24 protein-coding genes and 1 tRNA gene are annotated in these 23,954 nt (G+C 60.5%); 11 read left to right on the top strand and 14 right to left on the bottom strand.

From position 1 onward, the window contains the following. Nucleotides 1–38: 38 nt before the first annotated feature. Nucleotides 39–2,918 carry an Rne/Rng family ribonuclease gene (locus BM229_RS02705; RefSeq protein ID WP_093926149.1) on the bottom strand — a complete coding sequence of 960 codons (2,880 nt, stop codon included), beginning with the start codon at nucleotides 2,916–2,918 and terminating at the stop codon, nucleotides 39–41. Nucleotides 2,919–3,467: 549 nt separating this feature from the next. On the opposite strand from BM229_RS02705, the gene BM229_RS02700 reads away from it, so the two are divergent. Further along, nucleotides 3,468–3,758: a hypothetical protein gene (locus tag BM229_RS02700; RefSeq protein WP_093926148.1), complete on the top strand. Its 291-nt coding sequence runs from the start codon at nucleotides 3,468–3,470 to the stop codon at nucleotides 3,756–3,758. A 21-nt stretch (nucleotides 3,759–3,779) separates the two neighbouring features. On the opposite strand, the gene BM229_RS02695 is transcribed toward BM229_RS02700, so the two are convergent. The 5 genes from BM229_RS02695 to purC are packed head-to-tail and all read right to left on the bottom strand — an operon-like array spanning nucleotide 3,780 to nucleotide 8,624. Continuing rightward, nucleotides 3,780–5,114 (bottom strand): sigma-54-dependent transcriptional regulator, encoded by a 1,335-nt coding sequence (locus tag BM229_RS02695; protein ID WP_093926147.1) that lies wholly within the window; start codon nucleotides 5,112–5,114, stop codon nucleotides 3,780–3,782. 4 nt (nucleotides 5,115–5,118) lie between these two features. After that, complete coding sequence (locus BM229_RS02690) at nucleotides 5,119–6,879, bottom strand: sensor histidine kinase (RefSeq protein WP_093927186.1); 1,761 nt, start codon at nucleotides 6,877–6,879, stop codon at nucleotides 5,119–5,121. 36 nt (nucleotides 6,880–6,915) lie between these two features. Continuing rightward, entirely contained in the window at nucleotides 6,916–7,584 is a 669-nt protein-coding gene (gene purQ / locus BM229_RS02685; RefSeq protein ID WP_093926146.1) for a phosphoribosylformylglycinamidine synthase subunit PurQ, read from the bottom strand. Next, nucleotides 7,584–7,814, bottom strand: a complete 231-nt coding sequence (gene purS / locus BM229_RS02680) for a phosphoribosylformylglycinamidine synthase subunit PurS (protein ID WP_067629083.1) — start codon at nucleotides 7,812–7,814, stop codon at nucleotides 7,584–7,586. The genes purQ and purS overlap by 1 nt, the downstream gene beginning before the upstream one ends. A gap of 48 nt (nucleotides 7,815–7,862) precedes the next feature. After that, a complete protein-coding gene (gene purC / locus BM229_RS02675; protein WP_067629081.1) occupies nucleotides 7,863–8,624 on the bottom strand; it encodes a phosphoribosylaminoimidazolesuccinocarboxamide synthase in 762 nt (253 codons plus the stop codon). A gap of 167 nt (nucleotides 8,625–8,791) precedes the next feature. Here purC and BM229_RS02670 point away from each other — a divergent pair, with 167 nt between their 5' ends. Both BM229_RS02670 and bmt read left to right on the top strand, forming a co-directional pair. Further along, complete coding sequence (locus BM229_RS02670) at nucleotides 8,792–9,109, top strand: DUF1476 domain-containing protein (RefSeq protein ID WP_093926145.1); 318 nt, start codon at nucleotides 8,792–8,794, stop codon at nucleotides 9,107–9,109. Nucleotides 9,110–9,243: 134 nt separating this feature from the next. Continuing rightward, a complete protein-coding gene (gene bmt / locus BM229_RS02665; protein WP_093926144.1) occupies nucleotides 9,244–10,257 on the top strand; it encodes a betaine--homocysteine S-methyltransferase in 1,014 nt (337 codons plus the stop codon). Between the two features lie 3 nt (nucleotides 10,258–10,260). Here the strand turns inward: bmt and BM229_RS02660 are convergent, their stop codons facing one another. Further along, nucleotides 10,261–11,337 carry a PA0069 family radical SAM protein gene (locus BM229_RS02660; RefSeq protein ID WP_093926143.1) on the bottom strand — a complete coding sequence of 359 codons (1,077 nt, stop codon included), beginning with the start codon at nucleotides 11,335–11,337 and terminating at the stop codon, nucleotides 10,261–10,263. A gap of 201 nt (nucleotides 11,338–11,538) precedes the next feature. Here BM229_RS02660 and BM229_RS02655 point away from each other — a divergent pair, with 201 nt between their 5' ends. Beyond that, on the top strand, nucleotides 11,539–12,237 hold the full coding sequence (locus BM229_RS02655) for a corrinoid protein (RefSeq protein WP_093926142.1): 699 nt from the start codon (nucleotides 11,539–11,541) through the stop codon (nucleotides 12,235–12,237). 50 nt (nucleotides 12,238–12,287) lie between these two features. Next, complete coding sequence (locus BM229_RS02650) at nucleotides 12,288–12,932, top strand: DUF1638 domain-containing protein (protein ID WP_093926141.1); 645 nt, start codon at nucleotides 12,288–12,290, stop codon at nucleotides 12,930–12,932. 4 nt (nucleotides 12,933–12,936) lie between these two features. On the opposite strand, the gene BM229_RS02645 is transcribed toward BM229_RS02650, so the two are convergent. Then, on the bottom strand, nucleotides 12,937–13,347 hold the full coding sequence (locus tag BM229_RS02645; RefSeq protein WP_093926140.1) for a SufE family protein: 411 nt from the start codon (nucleotides 13,345–13,347) through the stop codon (nucleotides 12,937–12,939). A gap of 126 nt (nucleotides 13,348–13,473) precedes the next feature. On the opposite strand from BM229_RS02645, the gene BM229_RS02640 reads away from it, so the two are divergent. Continuing rightward, a complete protein-coding gene (locus BM229_RS02640; protein WP_093926139.1) occupies nucleotides 13,474–13,992 on the top strand; it encodes a hypothetical protein in 519 nt (172 codons plus the stop codon). A gap of 56 nt (nucleotides 13,993–14,048) precedes the next feature. Here BM229_RS02640 and rnd read toward each other — a convergent pair whose 3' ends face one another. The 3 genes from rnd to purM form a co-directional block, all read right to left on the bottom strand. Further along, the gene (gene rnd, locus BM229_RS02635; protein WP_093926138.1) at nucleotides 14,049–15,206 is read right to left on the bottom strand and encodes a ribonuclease D; all 1,158 of its coding nucleotides are present in this window, start codon (nucleotides 15,204–15,206) and stop codon (nucleotides 14,049–14,051) included. A gap of 80 nt (nucleotides 15,207–15,286) precedes the next feature. Continuing rightward, nucleotides 15,287–15,883, bottom strand: a complete 597-nt coding sequence (purN, locus tag BM229_RS02630) for a phosphoribosylglycinamide formyltransferase (RefSeq protein ID WP_093926137.1) — start codon at nucleotides 15,881–15,883, stop codon at nucleotides 15,287–15,289. After that, the gene (purM, locus tag BM229_RS02625) at nucleotides 15,880–16,926 is read right to left on the bottom strand and encodes a phosphoribosylformylglycinamidine cyclo-ligase (RefSeq protein WP_093927185.1); all 1,047 of its coding nucleotides are present in this window, start codon (nucleotides 16,924–16,926) and stop codon (nucleotides 15,880–15,882) included. The genes purN and purM overlap by 4 nt, the downstream gene beginning before the upstream one ends. A 128-nt stretch (nucleotides 16,927–17,054) precedes the next feature. Here purM and BM229_RS02620 point away from each other — a divergent pair. Next, a tRNA-Ile gene (locus BM229_RS02620) sits at nucleotides 17,055–17,131 on the top strand. Nucleotides 17,132–17,161: 30 nt separating this feature from the next. On the opposite strand, the gene BM229_RS02615 is transcribed toward BM229_RS02620, so the two are convergent. Both BM229_RS02615 and BM229_RS02610 read right to left on the bottom strand, forming a co-directional pair. After that, complete coding sequence (locus BM229_RS02615; protein WP_093926136.1) at nucleotides 17,162–17,611, bottom strand: DUF4442 domain-containing protein; 450 nt, start codon at nucleotides 17,609–17,611, stop codon at nucleotides 17,162–17,164. Nucleotides 17,612–17,681: 70 nt separating this feature from the next. After that, nucleotides 17,682–19,004, bottom strand: a complete 1,323-nt coding sequence (locus tag BM229_RS02610) for an ATP-binding protein (protein ID WP_093926135.1) — start codon at nucleotides 19,002–19,004, stop codon at nucleotides 17,682–17,684. Nucleotides 19,005–19,048: 44 nt separating this feature from the next. Here BM229_RS02610 and BM229_RS02605 point away from each other — a divergent pair, with 44 nt between their 5' ends. Continuing rightward, the gene (locus BM229_RS02605) at nucleotides 19,049–19,963 is read left to right on the top strand and encodes an MBL fold metallo-hydrolase (protein ID WP_093926134.1); all 915 of its coding nucleotides are present in this window, start codon (nucleotides 19,049–19,051) and stop codon (nucleotides 19,961–19,963) included. A gap of 363 nt (nucleotides 19,964–20,326) precedes the next feature. Continuing rightward, complete coding sequence (locus tag BM229_RS02600) at nucleotides 20,327–20,749, top strand: DUF4112 domain-containing protein (RefSeq protein ID WP_093926133.1); 423 nt, start codon at nucleotides 20,327–20,329, stop codon at nucleotides 20,747–20,749. Nucleotides 20,750–20,811: 62 nt separating this feature from the next. On the opposite strand, the gene ndk is transcribed toward BM229_RS02600, so the two are convergent. Next, nucleotides 20,812–21,234: a nucleoside-diphosphate kinase gene (gene ndk / locus BM229_RS02595; RefSeq protein WP_007119733.1), complete on the bottom strand. Its 423-nt coding sequence runs from the start codon at nucleotides 21,232–21,234 to the stop codon at nucleotides 20,812–20,814. Nucleotides 21,235–21,340: 106 nt separating this feature from the next. Between ndk and BM229_RS02590 the strand changes: the two genes are divergently transcribed. Both BM229_RS02590 and BM229_RS02585 read left to right on the top strand, forming a co-directional pair. Further along, a complete protein-coding gene (locus BM229_RS02590; RefSeq protein WP_093926132.1) occupies nucleotides 21,341–23,206 on the top strand; it encodes an ABC-F family ATP-binding cassette domain-containing protein in 1,866 nt (621 codons plus the stop codon). 92 nt (nucleotides 23,207–23,298) lie between these two features. Then, a complete protein-coding gene (locus BM229_RS02585) occupies nucleotides 23,299–23,937 on the top strand; it encodes a MarC family protein (protein ID WP_093926131.1) in 639 nt (212 codons plus the stop codon). Nucleotides 23,938–23,954 lie beyond the last annotated feature (17 nt).

Raw genomic sequence — 23,954 nt, 5'->3', positions numbered from 1 at the left:
GGCCCTGAGACCCGCCGTTTCTGTTCAAGTGCCGTGGTTTAGCTGCCCAGCGACCACCAGCCCTTACGTTTCGGCTTGGGTTTTTCGACAGGTTGCTCCTCGACCTGTTCCACAACAGGTTCAGGCGCGGCCTCCGCTGCCGGAACCTCAGCAGCTACGGGCTGCGGTGCAGGCTCGGGTTGAGGTGCAGGCTGCGGTTCTTCAGCGACAGGCGTTGCCGTTTCCGGCGACGGTGCCGTGATTGGCGCGTCACTTGGCAAAGCTTCAGCCAATGCATCAGGCGTGGCTTCGGCTACCGGTTCGACCGGTTTCGCCTTGGCACGGCTGCGGCGCTTGGGTTTCGGCGCGGGTGCGGTCTCTTCCTCTGTCGCCACAGCGTCTGTTGTCACCGTCTCTTCTGCCGCTTCCGCCACGGGTTTCTTGGTCCGGCGGCTGCGCTTGGCCTTGGGCTTGGGTGTCTCTTCTCCTTCGGCCTCGGCACTGACCTGTGGCGTTTCGCCTTCTGCGGCGGCAAGCGCCTCGGGCGCGGGTTCCGCTTCGGGGGCCAGTTCGGCCTTGGGCTTGCGCGACCGGCTGCGGCTTTTGGGCTTGGGCTTTTCCTCGGCGGCGGGCGCGGCGTCGGTGTCGGCCTGCGCTGCCTCCGCTTCTACCGGTTGGGATTTGTCGCCTTCGTCCGGCTTCGCCTCTTCCTGCTGCTGATCACCGTTCTGATCCTCTGCACCATTCTGCTGCTCGCCATTGCCATTGCGGCCACGGCCACCGCGGCTGCGACGACGGCGACGACGGCGCTTGGATTTGCCTTCACCCTCTTCACCATTGCCGTTTCCATTCCCGTTTCCGTTCTCGGATTGTGGGGCCTCCTGTGCGGCAGGTGCCTCTTCCACTTCGGCCTCTGCGGCGCTCTCGTCTTCGTCAATCTGATCCATCAGCGATGTATCGACCGACACAACGTGATCTGACACGGGCGGCACGGTGCGGGTGGCGGTCTTGAACTTCTCGATGTGGAAATCGGGGCTCACCAAGGACGGGTCGCCTTCGATCCGCACCGACATGCCGTAGCGCATTTCGATATTGGCGATATGCTCACGCTTTTGGTTCATCAGGAAGTTGGCGATGCCCACGGGGGCGCGCACCAGCACTTCGCGCGAACGGCGGCGGGTGCCCTCTTCTTCGATCTGGCGGATGATCGACAGCGCGAGGTTGTCGTCCGAGCGCACCAGACCGGTGCCGTGGCAGGCGTGACAAGGCTGGGTCGTCGCCTCGATCATGCCGGGACGCAGGCGCTGGCGGCTCATCTCCATCAGGCCAAAGCCCGAGATGCGGCCTACCTGAATGCGGGCGCGGTCGGTCTTCAGCTTGTCTTTCATCATCTTTTCGACGGCGGCGTTGTTCTTGCGCTCGTCCATGTCAATGAAATCAATCACGATGAGGCCCGCGAGGTCACGTAGACGCAACTGACGCGCCACTTCGGCGGCGGCCTCAAGGTTGGTCTTGGTCGCCGTCTGCTCGATCGAGCCTTCTTTGGTTGCCCGGCCAGAGTTCACGTCGATGGCCACCAGCGCTTCGGTCACGCCGATCACGATGTAGCCGCCCGAGGGCAATTGAACCGTGGGGTTAAACATGCCCGAGAGATAGCTTTCGACCTGATAACGCGCGAAGAGCGGCAGGCTCTCGTTGTAGAGCTTCACGTTCTTGGCGTGGGACGGCATGATCATTTTCATGAAGTCTTTGGCGATGCGGTAGCCGCGCTCGCCCTCGACGTGAATCTCATCAATCTCGCGGTTGTAGAGGTCGCGGATCGAACGTTTGATCAGGTCGCCTTCCTCATAGATTTTCGCGGGCGCGATTGATTTTAAGGTCAGCTCGCGGATCTGCTCCCACAGGCGCTGGAGGTATTCATAGTCGCGCTTAATCTCAGCCTTGGTGCGTTTCGCGCCTGCGGTGCGCACGATGAGGCCGGCACCTTTCGGCACCTCGATCTCGGTCGCGATTTCCTTAAGTTTCTTGCGGTCCGCAGCATTGGTGATCTTGCGGGAGATGCCACCACCACGGGCGGTGTTGGGCATCAAGACGCAGTAACGGCCAGCAAGGCTGAGGTATGTGGTCAGCGCCGCGCCTTTGTTGCCACGCTCTTCTTTAACCACCTGCACTAGAAGGATCTGGCGAACCTTGATCACTTCTTGGATTTTGTACCGACGCGGGCGCGGCTTGCGGACTGGGCGGATGTCTTCGCTGTCGTCCTCGTCGGCGACGGATTCGATGGAATCGTCCTTCGCCGTGGCATCGCTGCCCTTGTCGTCGTCGCCATTGGCTTCGTCAGCATGAGAGTCGTCCGCGTCACTTTCCGCAGGCTCCGTTGCCAGCGATGTATCGCCTTCGTCGCCGTTAGCCTCCGGCTCTTCTACCGGTGTCTCGGCGACCCGCTCCATGGGCGAGCTGCCCTCTTCGCTGTCGAGGTCGACCGTCTCCATCCCGGCGATCTGGTCGCTGCTGTCGTCAGAAACCTCGACCGTAGCGACGGCGTCGTCGCTGTTGGTCTCAGCCGCTTGGGTTTTGGACCGGCTACGCGAGCGAGAGCGCGTGCGCTTGGGCTTGTCGTTCTCGTCATCCTTGGCCGCCTGCGCTTCGGCAAAGGCACGCTCTTCTTCCAGCAGCGCCTGACGGTCGGCCACGGGAATCTGGTAATAATCGGGGTGAATTTCCGAAAAAGCGAGGAAGCCATGGCGGTTGCCGCCATAGTCCACAAAGGCCGCCTGAAGCGACGGCTCAACGCGCGTAACCTTAGCTAGATAGATATTGCCGGCAAGCTGGCGTTTGTTTTCTGATTCAAAATCGAATTCTTCGACCTTGTTTCCGTCCACGACCACAACGCGAGTTTCCTCGGCGTGGGTGGCATCGATAAGCATTTTCTTAGACATAGATCCATTATGCACAGCACCCGCGCGCAAAAAGCCCCTGGTGGGGCATCGGGCTGGGAGGTGTGACTTGTCAGGGCGATGGAGGACGCGGCAACAGCAGGGCCACGAATGGCCCCGGTCTGTCTGCTCTGAGCATCTGCGCGCGTCATCGCGGTTCTTCTCCGATGTGAGGGCCTTTGCGCCTCTCCCATCCATTAATTAGCTGTGCTTCGTCTGGGCTAACCCTCGCGAATATCAGCGGTTCTTCGGCCGTTTCCGGCCCAATCGGTCTGCCTGCCCCCCGGTCTCGGAGTGACGCAGCAGCGAAACTGTCAAAAGTCTTCATACGCCTGTCGGGCGTTACGGGACTTATCGGACTAGTTAAGAGCTTTAAGGGGTGAAAGACAATGGGCAATCGAATGAGCAACAGTCAAATGCGGTTTATCTCCGCTCGGTTGACAAGCCGCATGCGCTTGGAAACATTCAGACTGTCGGCGCGGTTACCCTGCGCGACGCAAAAGTACTGCCCGGTCCTAGGCTGCGGCACCCAGCCTTGAAGGACCGCATTCTATGCAAAAATTACTCAGCCCGGCAATTTGCCTTACGCTTTTTGGCCTCGCCGCCTGTGACGAAATCGCCGTGGCCGATGATCCGGCGGCGTTGGCCGACCTGCGCGGTCAGAAAAGCTGTTTGGCAGCAGTAGGCCAGCAAACGGGCGCGGCGGGCGTGGCAATCAACACCACGCGTCCTGTGGTCGAACTTTACCGCTATGTGGTGAATGTGCCCGGTGGCGCAAGCTGGTCGTGCATTACCGATCCAAGCGGCAAAGCCATTGAGATTGCGGAGCAGCGCAGCGGTTAAGCCGCGCTGTCCCAATCGCGGTCAGAGGTAGTCTGACCGCTGCAATCCGTATTTTGCCATCTTCTCATTCAATGTCCGGCGCGGCAGGCAAAGTTCGTCCATCACGCTGGCGATAGAGCCTTTGTGACGGCGCATCGTATTGTCGATCAACATGCGCTCAAAGGCTTCAACGTATTCCTTTAGCGGTTTGCCCTCGGTGGTCATCACCGGCTGCATCTCATCATGATCGCTCATCAACAAGGACGCGATGGTGCCCGATCCGCGGCGAGATTGCAGCACCGCGCGTTCAGCCACATTGATCAACTGACGCACATTTCCGGGCCACGGAGCTTGCAACAGCTGTGCAGCCTCTTGCGCCGAAACCTGCGGTGCGTCGCAGCCGTATTCATCGGCGAATTGGTCGCTTAGACGAGTGAAAAGCGTCAGGATGTCTTCGCCCCGCTGGCGCAGCGGTGGCACCGTGATGCGCAACGCGGCCAACCGGTAGAACAAATCAGAGCGCAGCGCGTCCTCTGATGTGCGGCCCGCTTCTTGTAGGTTCGAGATCGCGACGATCCGCGTCTCTGCTGGAGTGCCTTGTTCATTGATCGCGCTCAACAGCCGGGCCTGAAGGCTTTCTGTGAGTGCCTCGATGTCTTCCAGCACCAATGTCCCACCACGCGCCTCTTCGATGGCGGGCAATTGGGCGTCTTCAGGCTGCATCGGGCCGAAAAGGCGCTTTGCCAGCGCGTCTTCTTCCAGCGCACCACAGGAGACAAGCACGAATTTCTTACCTGCGCGGCTGCCAACAGCGTGAAGCGCGTGTGCCACAAGCGTCTTCCCCGTGCCGGTTTCACCATCGATCAGCACATGCCCGTCGGCCTGCCCCAGATCGAGGATATCCTCGCGCAGCCGTTCCATCACGGGGGACTGGCCGATCAACTTCTTCATCAGTTGGCCGCCGTCCGACAGCTCGCGCCGCAGGGCGCGGTTGTCCATCACCAGACGGCGCGCATTCGTGGCCTTCTTGGCCAGTTCGCTCATCCGGTCGGGGTTGAAGGGTTTTTCAAGGAAGTCGAACGCACCCACGCGCATCGCCTCTACCGCCATCGGCACATCGCCGTGGCCAGTAATCATGATAACCGGCAGGGCCGAGTCGCTGCCCATCAGTTTTTTCAGGAACTGCATCCCATCCATGCCCGGCATTTTGATGTCCGAGATTACGATGCCCGGATAATCCGGGCCGAGCGCCTTTAGCGCATCTTCGGCACTGCCGAAGGTTTCAGTGTCATAACCCGATAGGGCCAACCACTGGCTAATGGACTGCCGCATGTCCTGTTCGTCGTCTACAATCGCGATTTTCATTGCCTGAGCCATGCGTTCACTCCGCCGCTTCTATCTTCGTTTCGTCTGCCAATATAGGCAGTTGCATTTCAAATACAGCACCGCCGTTCTGTCCGTTGCGCGCTGTCAGCCGTCCTCCGAGGTCGTTTACGATCCCCGAGGAAATAGCAAGACCCAGCCCAACACCATCGCCGGGCTGCTTGGTCGTGTAGAAAGGTTCGAACAGCGCGTCTAGGTCCTCAATCCCCGGGCCATTATCGCGCACGGTCAATGTCGCCGTCTCCCCCGCTGATAGTATAATGTCTACCTGCGGGTTTCGTTCCGATTTTGTTGCGTCTAATGCGTTTCTTAGCAAGTTTACCATAACTTGCTCGATCCGCATACGGTCTCCCATTACAAGTACCGGGTTATCGGGAAGAATACGGCTGATCTGGACCTGCCGCTGGCGCAGCTGGGGCTCCATCATCGACAACGATGATGCCAGCGCCGCCCCCATATCGACAGGAGAGAACGCCTCCTGCCCCTTACGGGCATAGGATTTCAGCTGCCGGGTGATCGCGCCCATCCGCTCGATCAGGTCATCAATGCGGCCGAACGAAGACAGCGCCTCTTCCTGCCGGTTCCGATTAAGCAGCAGACGTGCGCCTGCCAGATAGGTCTTCATCGCGGCTAGGGGTTGGTTCAACTCATGGCTCACGGCAGCCGACATTTCGCCTAAGGCGGCCAGTTTTGACGACTGTTCAAGTGTTTGCTCAGCCACGGCGAGGGTCTGTTGCACGCGCTTCCGCTCGGCGATTTCACGCTGTAACGCCAAGTTCAGCGCCCGAAGCTTGGCCGATTCCCGCTGAAAGATCGCCAAACGGCCCGCCGTCCGGCGACTAAGGAAATAGAATGCTAAGGCCAGAAGTATCGCAAAACCCATGACCTCTAGCGCCAAGACGCCATTCACCTTTTCGCGGACAGACGCATAGGTGGTGTAACTGCTCATCCGCCAACCGCGAAAGGGAATCCGGTTTTCCAGCCGCATCACCGCTTCGCCTTGCAGATAGGCATCGGGGGGTAATGCTGTCCAATCCGTCGTGGCCTGAATGGCACGCTCAATCGCGCTTTGCGGCGTGTGGTTGGCCAGCGCTTCGGGTTCGGTCAGCCCGCGCCAGCGCGGTTCAGTGGCGAGGATGATCTGGCCAGTGCTGTCCATGACGATCACCGCATCGGAAATCCCGGCCCAAGCACGCTCGAACTTTTGCAGATCAACCTCAACCGCGATCACGCCCAGCGTTTCGCCGCCCGATTGCATCCGGCGCGAGTAAAGAAAGCGATACCCACCTTGCTCACGCGCGATGGTTGAGAAGATCGTCGCGTTGGAACGGATGGCATCAACGAAATAGGGCTCTGACTTATGCGCCGATCCAAGCCGGTTGCGGTCGGTCGCGGCCACCGTACGCCCGTCAATGTCATACAACATCAAAGACGCCGCGCCGATTTCCTCAACAAAAGAGATGAGCCGCTGCGTGGAAAGCGAATAATCTGCCGTTTGCAGCGCGCCGATTAACGTGGGATCGCGCGCCAGAAGCTGTGGTACAATCGCGTTCTGGCGCAGTTCGGCCAGTAAGTTGCCACTGTAGAGCGCGATACGCAGTTCCGCGCGGTTGCGGGTGCTCTCGGTAAAGCGATCAGTCAGCAGCTTGTTGGTGATCGAAATCGTCACCACGGCCAAAACCAGCAACGCTGCAATAGCAAACCGCACCCGCCAAGATACGGCTATACTGCTGCGCTCAGGTCGGGATGCATCGCTCATCATGGCAACTTACGCCTTACGCGCGATGCACTCAAGTCAAGCAGTCTGCAATGCGCCAGTCAATGCGCGGAAGAGCGCCGCCCCATCCGTATTTCCATGGGCTGCTTCCGCCGCCCGCTCAGGATGCGGCATCATGCCCAGCACACGGCGGTTTTCCGACAGGATTCCGGCAATATCATCGCGTGCACCATTCGGGTTCTCGGCATAGCTGAACGCCACACGATCTTCGCCGCGCAGTTTCGCAATCGTCTCATCATCGGCAAAGTAGTTGCCGTCATGGTGCGCGATCGGAATGTTGATGACCTGACCGGCGTCGTAGCCAGAGGTATAATCGCTCGCCGTTGTCTCAACCTTGAGGCCGACAGTCTTGCAGATGTACTTCAGCCCCGCATTGCGCAGCAGTGCACCCGGCAGCAGACCGGTTTCGGTCAGCACCTGAAAGCCGTTGCAGATGCCCAGCACATAACCGCCGCGATTGGCATGAGCCGCCACAGAGCGGCAGATCGGCGAATTCGCGGCAATGGCCCCACAGCGCAGGTAATCCCCATAGGAGAACCCGCCGGGGATACCCACGATATCAACGCCTTGCGGCAGTTCGCTGTCCTTGTGCCAGACCATGGAAACCTTGGCGCCCGCGGCTTTGAAGGCCACGGCAAGGTCGCGGTCGCAATTGGACCCGGGAAAGACAACTACCGCTGCGTGCATCAGGCCAACTCCACCGAATAGGATTCGATCACCGTATTAGCCAAGAGCTTTTCGCACATTGCGGTCACATCAGCCTCGGTCGTGCCCTCGGCAAGGTCCAATTCGATCACCTTGCCCTGACGCACACCGTTCACCCCGTCAAAGCCCAAGGCTCCGAGCGCGTGGCGGACAGCTTCGCCCTGAGGGTCGAGAACCCCGTTCTTCAGCATCACATGCACCCGTGCTTTCATGGCGCGACACCCCTTTGTAACATCTGCAAATTGAACGGCGAAGCCGCGTTAGTTGATCAACGTCGGCTTGGACACCGGCGCATTGTTCTTGGGCATGACGCCGAGACGTTTGGCCACTTCGGTATAGGCATCGGTGAGCGAGCCCAGATCGCGGCGGAACACATCTTTGTCGAGCTTCTGGCCCGTCTCGATGTCCCACAGGCGGCAGCTGTCGGGGCTGATCTCATCGGCGACGATCAGACGCTGGAAGTCACCATCGTAAACGCGGCCAATCTCGATCTTGAAGTCCACCAGCTTGATACCGACGGCCATCATCACGCCCGACATGAAGTCATTGACCCGCAGCGCAAGGCTTAGGATATCGTCCATGTCTTGCTGGGTTGCCCAGCCAAAGGCTGCGATATGCTCTTCGGTGACCAGCGGATCACCAAGCGCGTCGTCTTTGTAGCAATATTCGACAATCGGGCGCGGCAGTTGCGTGCCTTCTTCGATGCCAAGACGCTTGGACATGGAGCCCGCCGCATAGTTGCGCACGATCACTTCCAGCGGAATGATCTCAACCTGCCGCACGAGTTGCTCGCGCATGTTCAGGCGTTTGATGAAATGCGTCGGCACGCCGATGTTGTTCAGCCCGGTCATAAAGAACTCGGACAGGCGGTTGTTCAACACGCCCTTGCCCTCAATCGTGGCTTTCTTCTCGGCGTTAAAGGCCGTCGCATCGTCTTTGAAATATTGCACGATGGTGCCGGGCTCGGGACCTTCATAGAGGATCTTTGCCTTGCCTTCGTAGATCTTGTTGCGCCGGGCCATGGGCATCCTTTCCAACAGGGGGCCGGGAACATCCCCGCCGCTTGCGCTTCTCTTAGTGCAACCACCCCGCTGCTGCAAGCATGGCCCGTCACCTTTGACGCGCCACTTGTGGGAAGGCGGGGGCGACCGCATATGAATAGGGTAACACCAGCAATCGGAGACCCGCTATGAGCAAGTTCGACGACCGTGCAAATGCCTTTGAAAGCAAGTTCGCCCACGATGCAGAGATGCAATTCCGCGCCGAGGCGCGCCGAAACAAACTGTTGGGCCTCTGGGCTGCTGAACTTTTAGGCAAATCGGGTAGCGACGCCGACGATTATGCCAAAGAGGTCGTGAAATCCGACTTCGAAGAGGCGGGCGAGGAGGATGTTTACCGCAAAGTCTCTGGCGACTTGGGCGACCGCGCTGATGAAGCGACGATCCGCGGCAAGATGCAGACGCTCATGGCCGAGGCCAAAGCGCAGCTTCTGAGCGAATCCAGCTAACTCCCTCTCACCCCGGCCCCGCGCCGGGGTGCACTCTACCCGCTTACCCTCATAATGAAGATGAATATTATGAGATTGCCCCCATGAAGGCATCATGACATCAGGCGAAATTCCCAGACCCTACAGGAGCCCCCATGAGCAACGCATTCACCGATCTTCTCGCTGAAAAGGGCACATTGCTCGCTGATGGGGCCACGGGCACCAATCTGTTCAACATGGGGCTGATGTCGGGCGACGCGCCCGAGATGTGGAACACTGACGAGCCGACGAAGATCATCAAGCTTTACCGGTTTGCAGTGGATTCGGGCAGCGATCTGTTCCTGACCAACTCTTTTGGGGCCAATGCCTCACGGCTTAAACTGCATGGTGCCGAAAAGCGCGTTCATGAGCTAAGCCGCGTTTCTGCCGAACTGGCGCGCGAGGTGGCCGATACCGCTGAGCGGAAAGTCATCGTCGCAGGCTCTGTCGGCCCCACGGGTGAGATCATGGAGCCGGTCGGCACCCTGACCCACTCCCTCGCCGTTGAGATGTTCCATGAGACCGCCGATGGCCTCAAGGCTGGCGGTGCCGACATCGGCTGGCTGGAAACGATCAGCGCCCCCGAAGAATACCGCGCCGCTGCCGAAGGATTCGCGCTGGCGGGCCTGCCGTGGTGCGGCACGATGAGCTTTGACACCGCGGGCCGCACGATGATGGGCCTGACCTCCGAAGGGATGGTCGATATGGTGCATGGGCTGGACAACACGCCGCTGGCTTATGGTGCCAACTGCGGCACAGGTGCGTCTGACTTGCTACGCACCGTGCTCGGCTTCGCCGCAAAGAACGGCACGCTGCCGATCATCTCCAAGGGCAACGCGGGCATCCCGAAATACGTCGAAGGCCACATCCATTACGACGGCACGCCTGAGTTGATGGCGCGTTATGCGACCATGGCGCGCGACGCCGGGGCCAGCATCATCGGCGGTTGCTGCGGTACCCTGCCCGAGCATTTGGTGGCAATGCGCGAAGCGCTCGACAGCACGGAAAAAGGCCCGGCCCCGACGCTTGAGCAGATCCGCGAAGAGATCGGTGATTTCTCGTCCGAAAGCGACGGCACCGACGGGCAAGGCCCGGTGCGCGCACCGCGCCGCGGCCGCCGTCGGGGCTGAGCCTCAGAACAAGCTCAATTGATCGCCCCTTTCGGGGGGCGGTTGAAACAGATCGCAGCGCAGTGGCACGCCCGCGCGGGTCAGCCCCAGACGTTTGGCTGCCAGATCAAAGCGCTGCGCCACCATCTGCGCATAGGGCCCCTCGCCCCGCATGCGTTTGTGCCAGCCTGCGTCATATTCTTTGCCGCCATGCATATCGCGCAAGCGCGCCATGATCCGCTTGGCCCGGTCGGGATAATGGGTGGCGAGCCATTCTTGCACCAGCGGCGATACCTCACGCGGCAGACGCAGCATGATCCAACTGGCGTGCCGCGCCCCGGCATCGCGCCCTGCGGTCAGGATCGCCTCTAACTCAGGGTCGGTCAGCGCCGGAACCATTGGGGACGCCATGATCCGTACCGGGATGCCAGCCTCCGACAGCTTCCGGATCACCTGCAGCCGCCGCTGCGGCGCTGGCGCGCGCGGTTCCATCAATCGGCTGAGCTTTGCGTCCAGCGTGGTCACCGAAATGCCAACCGCCGCCAATCCGCGCTCGGCCATATCGCCCAGAATGTCGATGTCGCGTTCGATCAGGCTGCCCTTAGTGACAATCGCCACCGGGTGATTGAACTCGGACAGCACCTCAAGACACTCCCGCATGATGCCATGGGTCTTTTCGATGGGCTGGTACGGATCGGTGTTGGTGCCAATGGCGATGGGCGCGACCTGATAACGCTTCGACCGCAGTTCCCGCGCCAGAACGTCCGGCGCTTCGGGCCGGGCGATCAGCTGGGTTTCGAAATCCAAGCCCGGAGACAGGCCGAGGTAGGCATGGCTGGGCCGCGCGAAACAGTAAACGCAGCCATGTTCGCAGCCGCGATAAGGGTTGATCGACCGATCAAAAGGCAAATCCGGCGAGCGGTTGTAGGTAATCACCCGGCGCGGCACTTCGATGCTTGTGCTGGTTCGCAGCACCGGAAGCACCTCTTCCCGCGCCCAACAGTCATCTTCGGCCACGCGGGTATTACGCTCAAACCGGCTCGCATCATTGCTGGCTGCCGCGCGGCCAAGCACGCGGAATCGCTGGTCTTCCCTATCCATGAAAGAAGGTTAGAACATTGCGCGAACATCGACAAGTAACCTTGTGCAAACCCTTGTCCTTACACCGCAAAAAGCAGTAGTTTGCCCTCAAGGCGTCGCGCAAGGCGCGGCCGATGTCGCAAACCGCGACCCCGGCGCTAACATTCCATGAGACAAGGGCCCAAGTGTCATGCACCTGCACGCCCAGCAGAAGGAAACACCATGTCAGAAGAAGACGATATCATCCTGGCCGAGTTGGACGACGAAGAACTGGTCCAGCAGATGTTCGATGACCTCTATGACGGTCTCAAGGAAGAGATCGAAGAAGGGGTGCAAATCCTGCTCGACCGCGGTTGGGAACCCTATGAGGTTCTGACCAAAGCGCTGGTCGGCGGCATGACCATCGTGGGCGCGGATTTCCGCGACGGGATCCTCTTTGTGCCCGAAGTGCTGCTGGCCGCCAATGCGATGAAGGGCGGCATGGCGATCCTCAAGCCGCTGCTTGCTGAAACCGGCGCGCCGCGTGTGGGCAAGATGGTGATCGGCACAGTCAAAGGCGACATTCACGACATCGGCAAAAACCTCGTCGGGATGATGATGGAAGGCGCGGGTTTCGAAGTCGTAGACCTTGGGATCAACAACGCGGTCGAAGCCTATCTCGAAGCATTAGAAGCGGAAAAAGCCGACATCTTGGGCATGTCTGCCCTGCTCACCACGACCATGCCCTATATGAAGGTCGTGATCGACACATTGATCGAACAGGGCAAGCGCGATGACTATATCGTGCTGGTCGGTGGCGCGCCGCTGAACGAAGAGTTCGGCAAGGCCATCGGGGCTGACGCCTATTGCCGCGATGCTGCCGTGGCAGTGGAAACGGCCAAAGACTGGATGGGCCGGAAACACAACTCCGCCAACGCCTGAGCGGCCGTCCCTGCTTTGCGTTGGTGTCGATGACATGCGATGATGACGCTATGAGCGACAGCAATCTGCCAGATGATCGGACCCTCACCCAAGAGGGGCTCGCGCCCACCCGCGCGGGCCGCATTCTGCTTATCGCCTGTGGCGCGCTGGCCCGTGAGATTTTGGATTTGAAGGCTGCGAACGGCTGGACACATCTGGATCTCACCTGCCTGCCCGCGAAATATCACCTCTACCCGGAAAAGATCACCCAAGCGGTGTGCGACACGGTCGCCAAACACCGTGCGGACTATGACGATTTCTTTGTCGTCTACGCCGATTGCGGCACGGGCGGCGGGCTGGAGCGGGCTTGTGAAGAGATGGGCGTGCAGATGGTCGCGGGGCCACATTGCTACAGTTTTTTTCAGGGCAACGAGAGCTTCGCCAAAACCACGGAAGATGAGATCACCACCTTCTACCTCACCGATTTTCTGGTGCGGCAGTTTGAGGCGTTCATCGTCAAGCCCATGGGCCTCGACCGGCATCCAGAGTTACGCGATATGTATTTCGGTAATTACGAAAAACTCGTCTATCAGGCGCAGACCGATGACCCGGCGCTGACCCAAAAGGCTCGAGATTGCGCCGCGCGGCTCGGCCTTACGTTCGAGCGGCGATTTACGGGCTATGGAGATCTACAGACCGCTCTGCGCGACCTGTAAACCTTCACGCTTCTTGTGCAGCCGTTTCGCGGATGCGCTCAATCATCGCCCGCAGCCCGTTGGAGCGTTGCGCCGAAAGGTGGTCGTTCAACCCCAGCCGCCCCAACTCCGCTTTTGCGTCGACTTTGCCAACTTCAGCAGGCGCCAAGCCGTTGAACAGCATACGCAATACCGCGATCAGCCCGGACACGATCATCGCGTCGCTCGCACCGTCAAAATGCAACTTACCGCCCTCGAACTGCGCATGGAGCCAGACCTGAGAGGCGCAGCCATCGACCTTGGTCGCGGGCACGCGCAGTGGTTCGGGCAGCGGGTCCATCGCTTTGCCAAGGTCGATCACATGACGATAACGATCTTCCCAGTCTTCCAAAAACTCGAAATCTTCGACCAGTTCTTCAAAGGCGGGCGTGGCCATCTGTGCACTCTCTTTGGGTGAATTTCACTGTTTGACAGGTAGGATGCCGATGCGCAAAGGTCCACCCCCTTCCCAAGACCTGCGTGATGGGTTAGCACAAGACAAGTTAACTTAACGGCGGATCTTATGCGCAAGACAACCCTCGCTCTTTTGGCCTCGACCCTCTTGGTATCTGCCTGCGGCACGGTGCGTGACAGCCGTATCAACCCGATGAACTGGTTCGGCCCTGCCCGCTCGGTTGAGGCTGCACCGGCGGAGAGCACGAACCCACTGATCCCGCAACGCCGTGGTCTTTTTGCCAGACGCGCAGTTGAGGCCGACACTTATGAGGGGCGTCCCTTTGAGCAGATCACCGACCTGACGATTGAGCCTGTGCCGGGTGGTGCGATTCTGCGCGCCACGGGGCTGGCTGCGCGGCAGGGTATCTATGCGGTACGTCTGACCCCCGCAACGGTTGATGAATTGCCCGTCGACGGTGTTTTGACTTATCGATTGGAAGGGATCCGCCCCGACAAAGCGACACGCCAAGGCAGCCAACCCACTCGCGAAGTTATCGCCGGGCGGCGGCTGACTGACGAAGATCTGATCGGTGTGCGTGAAATTCGCGTTCAAGGGCAGCTGAACACATTGGTGTCGCGCCGCTGAGATTCCATCGCGCCTTGCCGAGTTGAGCCGCCCCTGATCGGGCGGCTCTTTGCGTTTCAGACCTTTACGGTTTTCACGTCATTGCCGTCTGCCGCCAAGGCGATTTTGCCCTCGCAAAGCAGCAATGCATCGGCGCCGAAGACTTCGTGTCGCCAGCCGCGCAGCGCTTGCACATCGCGCTCCCCGGCCGAAAGCATGTCTAAATCACTGGCCGAAGCGATCAGCTTGGCCGCGACGCCCGCGCTTTCGGTCTTGGCCTTAAGCAGCACACGCAAAAGATCGGCCAGCGCCGGGTTCACCTGCAGCTTCTCGCGCTTTCGGTCAGGCTGAGGCATGTCGCCCGGTTTGCAGGTTACGCCCGCGGCCACGGCTTTCAAGATGCCCTCGGCGATTTCACCCTTGCGGGCCTCGCGGAGCAGCAGGCGGGCGCGGTTCAACTCTTCTCCGTTCGAAGGCTTGAGGCTGGCCAATTCGACCAGTGCGTCATCCTTAAACACCCGGTTGCGCGGAATGTTACGGGTGCGGGCATAGTCCTCACGGAATGCAGCCAGTTCCCGTACGATCGCCAAGAACTTCGGCGAATTGGTCCGGGTTTTGACACGTTTCCACGCATCCTGCGGTTGGGTCACATAGGTATCGGGGCTGAGCAATGTTTCGAGCTCTTCAGCAACCCAACGTGCGCGGCCTGTCTGCTCAAGCTTACCGGCCAGAAACTCGTAAATCTGGCGCAGGTGGGTGACGTCGGCCAGCGCATAGGTTTTCTGTGCATCGGTCAGCGGGCGGCGCGACCAATCGGTAAAGCGCGACGTTTTATCGAGCGCCTGATGCGCGATCTTGCGGACCAGCGTCTCATAGCCCACCTGTTCGCCAAAGCCGCAGACCATCGCGGCCACTTGGGTGTCGAACAGCGGCTCAGGGAAAACTTCGGCATCGACAAAGAAAATCTCAAGGTCTTGCCGCGCGGCGTGGAAAACCTTCACCACCGACGTGTCGCGAAAGAGCGTGTAGAGCGGTTCAAGCGAAATGCCTTCGGCCAGCGGATCGACCAGTACCGCGTTGCTGTCGTCGGTGCCGGGCATGGCCAGCTGAACGAGACACAGCTTGGAATAGTAGGTGCGTTCGCGCAGGAATTCGGTATCGACGGTCACATATTCATGGCGGGCCGCCTCTTCACAGAATTGCGCGAGATCGGCTGTCGTGGTGATGGTTTTCATAAATGCTCTTTGACAAGTTGCATGCCCGGTCATCGGGCTTTCTGCCAAGAGGTACATCACGTGCGCAGGTTTGACCAGCGTCAGCCCTTGAGCATCACCGGTTGCCGCTCACCTGCCGCGAAACGGCGCAAAACTGCTGGATAAAGCAGATGTTCCTGAACCAGCACCCGATCGGCCAGTGTCTCGGCCGTGTCACCTGGCAGCACCGAAATACACGCTTGGCCAAGGATTGGGCCATCGTCCAATGCGGCGGTCACCTCATGCACGGTGCAGCCATGTTCGGTATCGCCTGCCTCCAACGCGCGGGCGTGGGTGTGCAGACCGCGGTATTTCGGCAGTAGCGAGGGGTGGATGTTGATCATCCGCCCGGCCCAAGCATCGGTGAATCCTTCGGTCAGTTTGCGCATGAATCCGGCAAGGCAGATGATGTCGGGCGCATGGGCTTCAAGCGCGGCAGTGAGCGCCGCCTCAAACGCCGGACGATCCTTGTCGAAGGGGCGGTGATCGACCACTTCGGTCGCGATCCCCTGCTCCTGCGCCCAAGCGATTCCGCCCGCATCCGCGTTGTTGGACAGCACCAGACAGGGACGGCCTGCATGGTCGCCAGTCATATCCTCGACCAGCGCCCGCATGTTGGAGCCGCCGCCCGAGACGAAAATCGCAACCCGCTTGGTCAAAGCAGCGCGCCGGAATAGGTGACGCCATTGCCGGTTGTGATACGTCCGATCTCAATGGCGGCGTGGCCATCCTGGGCAAAGGCGGCCTTCGCTGCCTCGATCTTATCGGCAGAGACGACGGCAACCATGCCAATGCCAGCGTTGAAGGTCTTGAGCATCTCGGCCTCGGCCATGCCCCCTTCGGCGGCCAGCCATTTGAAGACCGGCGGCAAGTCCCATGCGTTGAGGTCGATCTCAGCCGCCAACCCAACGGGCAGCACACGCGGCAGGTTTTCAGTGAGGCCCCCGCCCGTGATATGCGCCAGCGCCGACACCGCATCGGCACGCAGGGCCGCAACGGCGCCTTTGACGTAGAGCTTCGTGGGCGTCAGCAGCGCGCTGCCCAGATCACCTTCGCCCCATGGGCAATCGTCACCCCAGCCCAGACCGCTGCGCTCAACGATCTTGCGCACGAGGCTGTAGCCGTTGGAATGCACCCCGTCGCTGGGCAGGCCCAAGAGCACGTCGCCCTCTTTCACATCGCGCGGCAGCTCGGTCCCGCGCTCCATCGCGCCGACGGAAAAACCGGCGAGGTCAAAATCGCCCGCGTGGTACATGCCCGGCATTTCAGCGGTCTCGCCCCCGATCAAGGCACAACCGGAATCGGCGCAGCCCTTGGCGATGCCTTCGATGATCCGCGCGGCGCTGTCGAGCTCCAGTTTACCGGTCGCGAAGTAATCGAGGAAGAAAAGCGGCTCGGCCCCCTGACAGACCAGATCGTTGACGCACATGGCGACCAGATCAATGCCGATGCTGTCAACATTGCCGGTGTCGATGGCAATGCGCAGCTTGGTGCCTACGCCGTCCGTCGCGGCAACCAGCACCGGATCGGTGAAACCTGCGCCTTTCAGATCGAACAGCGCGCCAAAGCCGCCAAGGCCGGACATCACACCGGGCCGGGCGGTGGATTTCGCCGCCGGTTTGATCCGCTCTACAAGCGCGTTGCCTGCGTCAATATCCACGCCTGCTTCGGCATAGGTGATTCCGTTGTCGGATTTTGTCATGGTCATGGCCCCCGGCGCGCATTTTCCCTTGCGCGCGGAGTTAGAGTATTGCGCCGCCCACTGCAATCATTTGGTGCAGCTAATGTCTTGACGCTCGGCCTGTGGCGTCATACCCAAACGCCCATGGCGGGCCTGTAGCTCAATTGGTTAGAGCAGAGCGCTCATAACGCTTTGGTTGCGGGTTCAAGTCCTGCCGGGCCTACCATACTTCCGCCCCCCGCCTTTCACGCAGACCTCAGCGTTTGGCGCTGACATGCCAGTTCACCTGCATCTCGACCACCGTTTCGCCTGCCTCATTCTGAATGTCGACCGCCACGTCAAAGGCGACTTTTCCGTCTTCCTGCAGCGCGGTCAGCAATTCGCCACCGGGGCGCGAGGTTTCGGCGTGGGCCGTCAGCGTGCCTTCGGCGATCTTTTTGAATGTGATCTGCCCCATGGCCGCCACGGGGCGCATGTCCATAATCACCGGCGCAATCGCCCCGGCCATCGCCGCGCCCGAGGCCGCCTCTCCTAGCGTGAACATCGCCCCTGCGTGCTGCGTGCCGATGTGGTTCGAGGTCTCATGCCGCTGCACCAGTTCGGCGCTGGCGGTGCCATCGCCGATCTTGAGCAATCTCACTCCAACATGGGCCGCGAAGGGCACTGCCGAATCGAGATGGGATTTGATCATGTCATAGGGGGTCATGGCTGCGCTCCGCTTTAAAAGTTGGTTCACTCTGGCAAAGGCGCGCGCATGGCACAATCATGCCGCCGGGTCACCGCGCAATGACGATATCCGCGCGCAGCCCGCCCAACCGTTCTGATTCTCCTAGCCGAAGCACCCCGCCATGGGCGCGGGCGATGTCAGTGGCGATGGCAAGACCAAGGCCCACGCCGCCGCCCTTGTCCTGATTGCGCGCAGGATCAAGCCGCGAGAACGGGCGCGTCGCCTCGTCGCGGCGTTCTTCAGGGATGCCGGGGCCATCGTCTTCGACGCGGATGCGCAGGGTACGGTCGCTCAACATGACCGCGACTTCGGCCTGCGTGCCATAACGCACGGCGTTGGAAATCAGGTTGTCCACCGCCCGACGCATCGCCACCTTGCGCAGCTTTACCATGCCCTCGCCAGTGCCTTCGGGCGGTAGAAGCGTGACTTGACGCCCCCCGCGCTGCGCATCTTCGACGATTGCGCGTACAAATCCATGCGGCTCCACCTTCTCCGGCTCGCCCTCGGCGGCACCCTTGGCGAAGTTTAGGAACTCATCCAGCATCCGCTGCATGTCATCCACATCGGCCAAAAGCGGCGCGGCATCCTCTTCATCAATCATCGATAAACCAAGCCGCATTCGCGTCAACGGGGTGCGCAGGTCGTGGCTGACGCCTGAGAGCATCAAGGTTCGCTGTTCAATCTGCCGCTCAATCCGGGCGCGCATGTCGACAAAGGCGTTACCCGCCGCGCGGACTTCGACGGCACCGGTAGGCGTGTAGGGTTCATGCCGCCCCCGGCCAAAAGCCTCCGCCGCGCGGGCCAAGCGCTTGATCGGGCGCAGCTGGTTGCGCAGGTAGATCGAGGCGATGAGGCTTAAGAGCACCCCAAAGAACACCGTATAGACGAAAAGTTGATGCGGGTTCGAGGCCGAGATCCGCCGCCGTTCAAACTGAATGCGCAGGGGACCATGCACGCTTTCGACATAGAGCACGACAAAATCATCATCGCTGAGGTCGAATGCCTTGATCCCCTCCATGCGGTTTCTCATACGCGGCATCAGCACCCGGCCTGAATAATCGTACCACAGCAGGCTATCCGTTTCGGGCAGCGGGCGATTAGCGGGGGTTACCACAAAATCTAGCGGGCCCGCGCGTGCCTCTACTGCCATCGGGACCGACTGCGCATCGGGCGCGGTACCAACGGCGAGCATCACCAGTTCCAACTCCCGAAGGACCGTGTCGGTCATCTGGCCGGTGACGCCTTCGAAATGCCGCTGAGCAAAAATCACCACGACGACCAATTGCAAAAACACCACTGGTAACAGCAGGATCAACGCGGCGCGTCCGTAGATGCCACGCGGCACATATCGTTTGAGCCAAGCAAAATTCATGGCTAGACCTTAGCCAGCCCCCTGCCCCAGCGAAAGGTGAATCCATGCTGCCGCCCGACAACTTCGACCCCGAGATTGGCCATGCCGAAACCTTGGAACCCGGGCTGCGCCGTATCGTGGCGCCCAACTCTTCGCCAATGACCTATCGCGGCACGAATACCTATTTGTTGGGCGAGAACGATGTGACGGTGATCGACCCCGGCCCCGACAGCCCCGCGCATCTTGAAGCGATCCTCGCTGCGATAGAGCCGGGGCAGCGGATCAGCCATATCATCGTGACCCATACGCATCTGGATCACTCCCCCCTCGCGCGTCCCTTGGCCGCACGGACCGGGGCCGAGATCTGGGCTTTTGGCGACGCTACGGCGGGCCGTTCGGCGGTGATGCAGGGGCTGGCCGAGGCGGGGCTGATGGGCGGCGGTGAAGGTGTGGACCACGGGTTTCGGCCCGATCATACCTTGGCCGACGGCGATGTGCTGGAGGGGGACGGCTTGGCGCTGGAGGTGCTGCACACGCCGGGTCATATCGGCAATCACCTCTGCCTCGCTTGGGGGGATGCCTGTCTCACAGCGGATCACGTCATGGGCTGGGCCACCTCTCTGGTCTCTCCACCCGATGGGGATCTGACCGATTTCATGGCCTCCTGCGAAAAGCTGGCAGCCCGTCAGTGGCGGGTGTTCTACCCCGGTCACGGCGCGCCGGTCAGCGACCCCAACGCGCGGCTCGATTGGTTGGTCGCGCACCGTCGCGCGCGGGAGGCGTCGATCCTCGAAGCACTGGTTGCCGGGCCTGCCACGGCTGAGGACCTCGCCCGCGTAATCTATACCGAGACCCCCGCCGCGCTTTTGGGGGCTGCCACGCGAAACGTGCTGGCGCATCTGGTCGATTTGACAGGTCGGGGCCGCGTGGCGCCGCTGGGTGCTTTGCAGGCGGAAGCGCAATTCGCCCTCAACTTATAAGAGAAAACATCGGATTCCGTCGTATAATCGCAACAAATGCCCCATTCTGGGCGCAATCTGGCCCCTTTATGGACCTGAACCGCGCCCAAGCTGGTTGCGAGGGTGGGAGACATCAAACCCCAGCGAGCAGCAAAGGAGCTACCCGATGGCCCGACTAGACAGAACGCCGCAACCGCAAAAACCCAAGCCTGCGCCAAAGCCGAGCGGTACCTCGGCCCAGCCACCGCAGCGTCCCACACCATTGATTACCGATTACGCCAGCCTTTGAGCAGGCCCCGCGACGCGCCGGATGGGGCCGGTGCTTTGGGGAACTTTGCAGCCTGATCGCGCGTTTGCAGCCTAGAGCAACACGCAAGGACAGATATGGAACCCCACGTCCCCTCTCACGAAGCCGACCTCGCCCGTCTGCGCCGTCTGGCGGTTAGCATGGACAGCGCTTTTAAATTGCCGATCGTCGGCGTCCGTATGGGGTGGGATTCGATATTGGGCTTTGTGCCCGTGGTGGGCGATACCCTCGCGCTGCTCCCCTCGGCTTATATTCTGAAAGAATCGCACCGAATGGGCGCGCCAAAGGGCGTGTTGGCCAAAATGCTGGTCAACACCGGGATCGACTATGTAATCGGTTCGGTGCCTCTGGTCGGTGATCTGTTCGACATCGGCTGGAAATCGAAGCTGCGCAACGTGGATCTGCTCGAACGTCACCTTACAGACCAAGCCGCCAAGGCACCGCCTATGGGAGACATCGAAGGGCGTATGTCCTCCCATCATCCTACCCCCAACAATTGATTCCAAACGCAAAAGGGCCGCCCGAAGGCGACCCTTTCATTCTTTGTCCGAAGAACGGTGGCTTAGCCGACCAGTTCCAGACCGGAGAAGAAGTAGGCGATCTCAACCGCTGCGGTTTCCGGCGCGTCGGAACCGTGAACGGAGTTTTCGCCAACGCTTTCAGCGAATTCTGCGCGGATAGTGCCTGCTTCTGCGTCCGCAGGGTTGGTTGCGCCCATGACTTCGCGGTTTTTCGCGATGGCGTTTTCACCTTCGAGAACTTGAGCAACGATCGGCGCGGAGGCCATGAACTCGCACAGTTCGTCATAGAAGGGACGCTCAGCGTGTACCTTGTAGAACTCACCCGCCTGCGCCTTTGTCAGGTGGATACGCTTTTGTGCGACAACGCGCAGACCAGCGTCTTCGAATTTCTTGACGATGGCGCCGGTCAGGTTGCGGCGGGTTGCGTCGGGCTTGATGATTGAGAAAGTGCGTTCGAGGGCCATTGGCTGTACTCCATAGCGGGTGTTGATTTGCGCGCTCCCTAGCATGGGGTCTTGCACATGAAAAGCCGCGATTGACCTTCTGCCCGCGTTGCTCCAAACGGCATCCATGTTACGCATTTCAGAAATCAACTACTCCGTCGAAGGCCGCCCTCTGTTCGAGGAAGCCTCCGCCGTGATCCCCGAGGGCCACAAAGTGGGCATCGTCGGGCGCAATGGCGCGGGCAAGACCACGCTGTTCAAGCTCATCCGTGGTGAACTCACGCTGGATAGCGGCGAGTTGTCCCTGCCCTCACGCGCCAAGATCGGCGGCGTGGCGCAGGAAGTGCCGTCCTCCGAGACCTCGTTGATCGATACGGTGCTGGAAGCCGATGTCGAACGCGCGCGTCTGATGCTGGAGGCCGAAACCGCCGAGGAACCGACTCGCATCGCCGACATCCAGACCCGTCTGGCCGACATCGACGCTTGGTCCGCCGAAGGGCGCGCGGCCTCGATCCTCAAGGGTCTTGGCTTTGACGACGAAGAGCAACAGATGCCCTGCTCTGCCTTTTCGGGTGGCTGGCGAATGCGTGTGGCGCTGGCTGCGGTGCTCTTTGCACAGCCCGATCTGCTGCTGCTCGACGAGCCGACCAACTATCTTGACCTTGAAGGCGCGTTGTGGCTGGAAAGCTATCTGGCGAAATACCCGCATACGGTGCTTATCATCAGCCACGACCGCGGCCTTCTAAACCGTGCCGTCGGCGGAATCTTGCACCTCGAAGACCGCAAGCTGACCTACTACCAAGGCCCCTATGACCAATTCGCCCGCCAGCGTGCCGAAAAACGCGCGTTGCAGGCGGCGATGGCCAAGAAACAACAGGCCCGCCGCGATCACATGCAAAGCTTCGTGGATCGCTTCAAGGCCAAAGCCTCCAAAGCGAAACAGGCGCAATCGCGCCTGAAGATGATCGAGAAGATGGACATGATCACCGCGCCTGAGGATGTGGCGCGCAAGGTCTTCACCTTCCCCGAGCCCGAGGAACTCTCGCCGCCGATTATCAACATCGAGAACGGCTCCGTCGGCTATAGCGACGACAACCCGGTGCTGACGCGGTTGAACCTGCGCATCGACCAAGACGACCGCATTGCCCTGCTGGGTAAGAACGGTCAGGGCAAGTCGACGCTGGCAAAACTGCTATCAGACCGGCTGCCGCTGATGGCCGGGCGGCAGGTAAACTCCTCGAAACTGCGGGTGGGTTTCTTTGCCCAGCACCAGGTGGATGAGCTGATCGTCGAAGAGACACCGCTGCAACATATGATTGCCGCCCGTCCGGGCGTCTTGCAATCCAAGCTGCGCGCGCAACTGGCGGGCTTTGGCCTTGGCCCCGAACAGGCCGAAACCGAGGTGGGCCGCCTGTCGGGCGGACAAAAGGCACGTCTGTCGTTGCTGCTGGCCACGCTGCACGCGCCGCATCTGCTGATCCTTGATGAGCCGACCAACCACCTTGATATCGAATCCCGCGAGGCGCTGGTTGAGGCGCTGACGCGCTACTCGGGCGCGGTGATCCTTGTCAGCCACGACATGCACCTGCTGTCTCTGGTGGCCGACCGGCTTTGGCTCGTATCCAACGGCACGGTCAAACCCTATGAGGAAGACCTCGAAGCCTATCGCAAGATGCTGCTGACACCCGAAAAACCAGTCAGCAAGAACCCGTCGAAGCAGCCCAAAGAAGCCCCCAAGCCCAAACGCGCCAGCCGCGATGAGGTGCTGGCCCTGCGCAGCGAGGTCCGCAAGGCCGAAGCGCGCATGGAAAAGATCAATGAGATGCGCGACAAACTGGCCAAAAAACTGGCCGATCCGGCGCTCTATGAAGATGCCAAAACCGGTGAGCTTGAGGTCTGGAACAAGAAATACGCCGAAGTGATGGAGGCGCTCCACCGCGCCGAAACTCTTTGGATGGGCGCGCAGGAAAAGCTGGAGAAGGCCACCGCCTGATCCTGAATCTCTCATATCAATACAACGCGGGGGTCGCCTAAAGGGCGGCCCTCGTGCATTCTGACAAGGCTGCACCGCGCCAAGGAATACCGATGACCTTCGATACCGCCTATATGATTACCGCCCTCGTCACGATGTTTGTTGTGATCGACCCCATCGCCATTGCGCCTGTCTTTCTGGCGCTGACCCGTGGGATGAGCAATGCGCAGAGGCGCAAAATCGCTTGGCGCGCGGTGGGCGTAGCCGGGTTGATTTTGCTGATCTTCGCGGCCTTCGGCGAAGCGGTGCTTGGTTTCATCGGGATTTCAATGCCCGCTTTTCGTGTCGCGGGGGGCATTTTGCTATTCATAACCGCTCTCGACATGCTTTTTGACCGTCGGACCAAACGGCGCGAGGACCGCGCGGATGAGGATGACCACGACGATCCATCGGTCTTTCCCATGGCGATCCCACTGATCGCGGGTCCCGGCTCTATCGCCTCTGTCATCCTGCTGACGGGTGAGAAACCGGGCGGCGAAGGGTTGCTGACCATTATCGTGATCACCGCACTTACGTTGGTGGTTATGGCGCTGACCATGCAAGTAAGCGGCGCACTTGAGCGCGCGATGGGCAAGACCGGCATCAATATCATCACCCGTTTGCTGGGCATGCTGCTGGCGGCCCTTTCGGTTCAATTCGTGCTCGATGGCCTTGCGGCCTTTGGTTTCGGCCCCGGCCCGACACCCGGCTGACATTTGCCCTCTGCGTT

It is taken from the genome of Sulfitobacter dubius (assembly GCF_900113435.1).
GTDB lineage: Bacteria > Pseudomonadota > Alphaproteobacteria > Rhodobacterales > Rhodobacteraceae > Sulfitobacter > Sulfitobacter dubius.
Note: the sequence above shows the minus strand (reverse complement) of the source record. Positions and strands in the feature narration are given on the sequence as shown.

What these genes read in the sequence shown, in the direction of transcription:
- BM229_RS02705 (WP_093926149.1), bottom strand. Translation starts at nt 2,918, where the DNA reads ATGTCTAAGAAAATGCTTATCGATGCCACCCACGCCGAGGAAACTCGC.
- BM229_RS02700 (WP_093926148.1), top strand. Translation starts at nt 3,468, where the DNA reads ATGCAAAAATTACTCAGCCCGGCAATTTGCCTTACGCTTTTTGGCCTC.
- BM229_RS02695 (WP_093926147.1), bottom strand. Translation starts at nt 5,114, where the DNA reads ATGGCTCAGGCAATGAAAATCGCGATTGTAGACGACGAACAGGACATG.
- BM229_RS02690 (WP_093927186.1), bottom strand. Translation starts at nt 6,879, where the DNA reads ATGAGCGATGCATCCCGACCTGAGCGCAGCAGTATAGCCGTATCTTGG.
- purQ (WP_093926146.1), bottom strand. Translation starts at nt 7,584, where the DNA reads ATGCACGCAGCGGTAGTTGTCTTTCCCGGGTCCAATTGCGACCGCGAC.
- purS (WP_067629083.1), bottom strand. Translation starts at nt 7,814, where the DNA reads ATGAAAGCACGGGTGCATGTGATGCTGAAGAACGGGGTTCTCGACCCT.
- purC (WP_067629081.1), bottom strand. Translation starts at nt 8,624, where the DNA reads ATGGCCCGGCGCAACAAGATCTACGAAGGCAAGGCAAAGATCCTCTAT.
- BM229_RS02670 (WP_093926145.1), top strand. Translation starts at nt 8,792, where the DNA reads ATGAGCAAGTTCGACGACCGTGCAAATGCCTTTGAAAGCAAGTTCGCC.
- bmt (WP_093926144.1), top strand. Translation starts at nt 9,244, where the DNA reads ATGAGCAACGCATTCACCGATCTTCTCGCTGAAAAGGGCACATTGCTC.
- BM229_RS02660 (WP_093926143.1), bottom strand. Translation starts at nt 11,337, where the DNA reads ATGGATAGGGAAGACCAGCGATTCCGCGTGCTTGGCCGCGCGGCAGCC.
- BM229_RS02655 (WP_093926142.1), top strand. Translation starts at nt 11,539, where the DNA reads ATGTCAGAAGAAGACGATATCATCCTGGCCGAGTTGGACGACGAAGAA.
- BM229_RS02650 (WP_093926141.1), top strand. Translation starts at nt 12,288, where the DNA reads ATGAGCGACAGCAATCTGCCAGATGATCGGACCCTCACCCAAGAGGGG.
- BM229_RS02645 (WP_093926140.1), bottom strand. Translation starts at nt 13,347, where the DNA reads ATGGCCACGCCCGCCTTTGAAGAACTGGTCGAAGATTTCGAGTTTTTG.
- BM229_RS02640 (WP_093926139.1), top strand. Translation starts at nt 13,474, where the DNA reads ATGCGCAAGACAACCCTCGCTCTTTTGGCCTCGACCCTCTTGGTATCT.
- rnd (WP_093926138.1), bottom strand. Translation starts at nt 15,206, where the DNA reads ATGAAAACCATCACCACGACAGCCGATCTCGCGCAATTCTGTGAAGAG.
- purM (WP_093927185.1), bottom strand. Translation starts at nt 16,926, where the DNA reads ATGACAAAATCCGACAACGGAATCACCTATGCCGAAGCAGGCGTGGAT.
- BM229_RS02615 (WP_093926136.1), bottom strand. Translation starts at nt 17,611, where the DNA reads ATGACCCCCTATGACATGATCAAATCCCATCTCGATTCGGCAGTGCCC.
- BM229_RS02610 (WP_093926135.1), bottom strand. Translation starts at nt 19,004, where the DNA reads ATGAATTTTGCTTGGCTCAAACGATATGTGCCGCGTGGCATCTACGGA.
- BM229_RS02605 (WP_093926134.1), top strand. Translation starts at nt 19,049, where the DNA reads ATGCTGCCGCCCGACAACTTCGACCCCGAGATTGGCCATGCCGAAACC.
- BM229_RS02600 (WP_093926133.1), top strand. Translation starts at nt 20,327, where the DNA reads ATGGAACCCCACGTCCCCTCTCACGAAGCCGACCTCGCCCGTCTGCGC.
- ndk (WP_007119733.1), bottom strand. Translation starts at nt 21,234, where the DNA reads ATGGCCCTCGAACGCACTTTCTCAATCATCAAGCCCGACGCAACCCGC.
- BM229_RS02590 (WP_093926132.1), top strand. Translation starts at nt 21,341, where the DNA reads ATGTTACGCATTTCAGAAATCAACTACTCCGTCGAAGGCCGCCCTCTG.
- BM229_RS02585 (WP_093926131.1), top strand. Translation starts at nt 23,299, where the DNA reads ATGACCTTCGATACCGCCTATATGATTACCGCCCTCGTCACGATGTTT.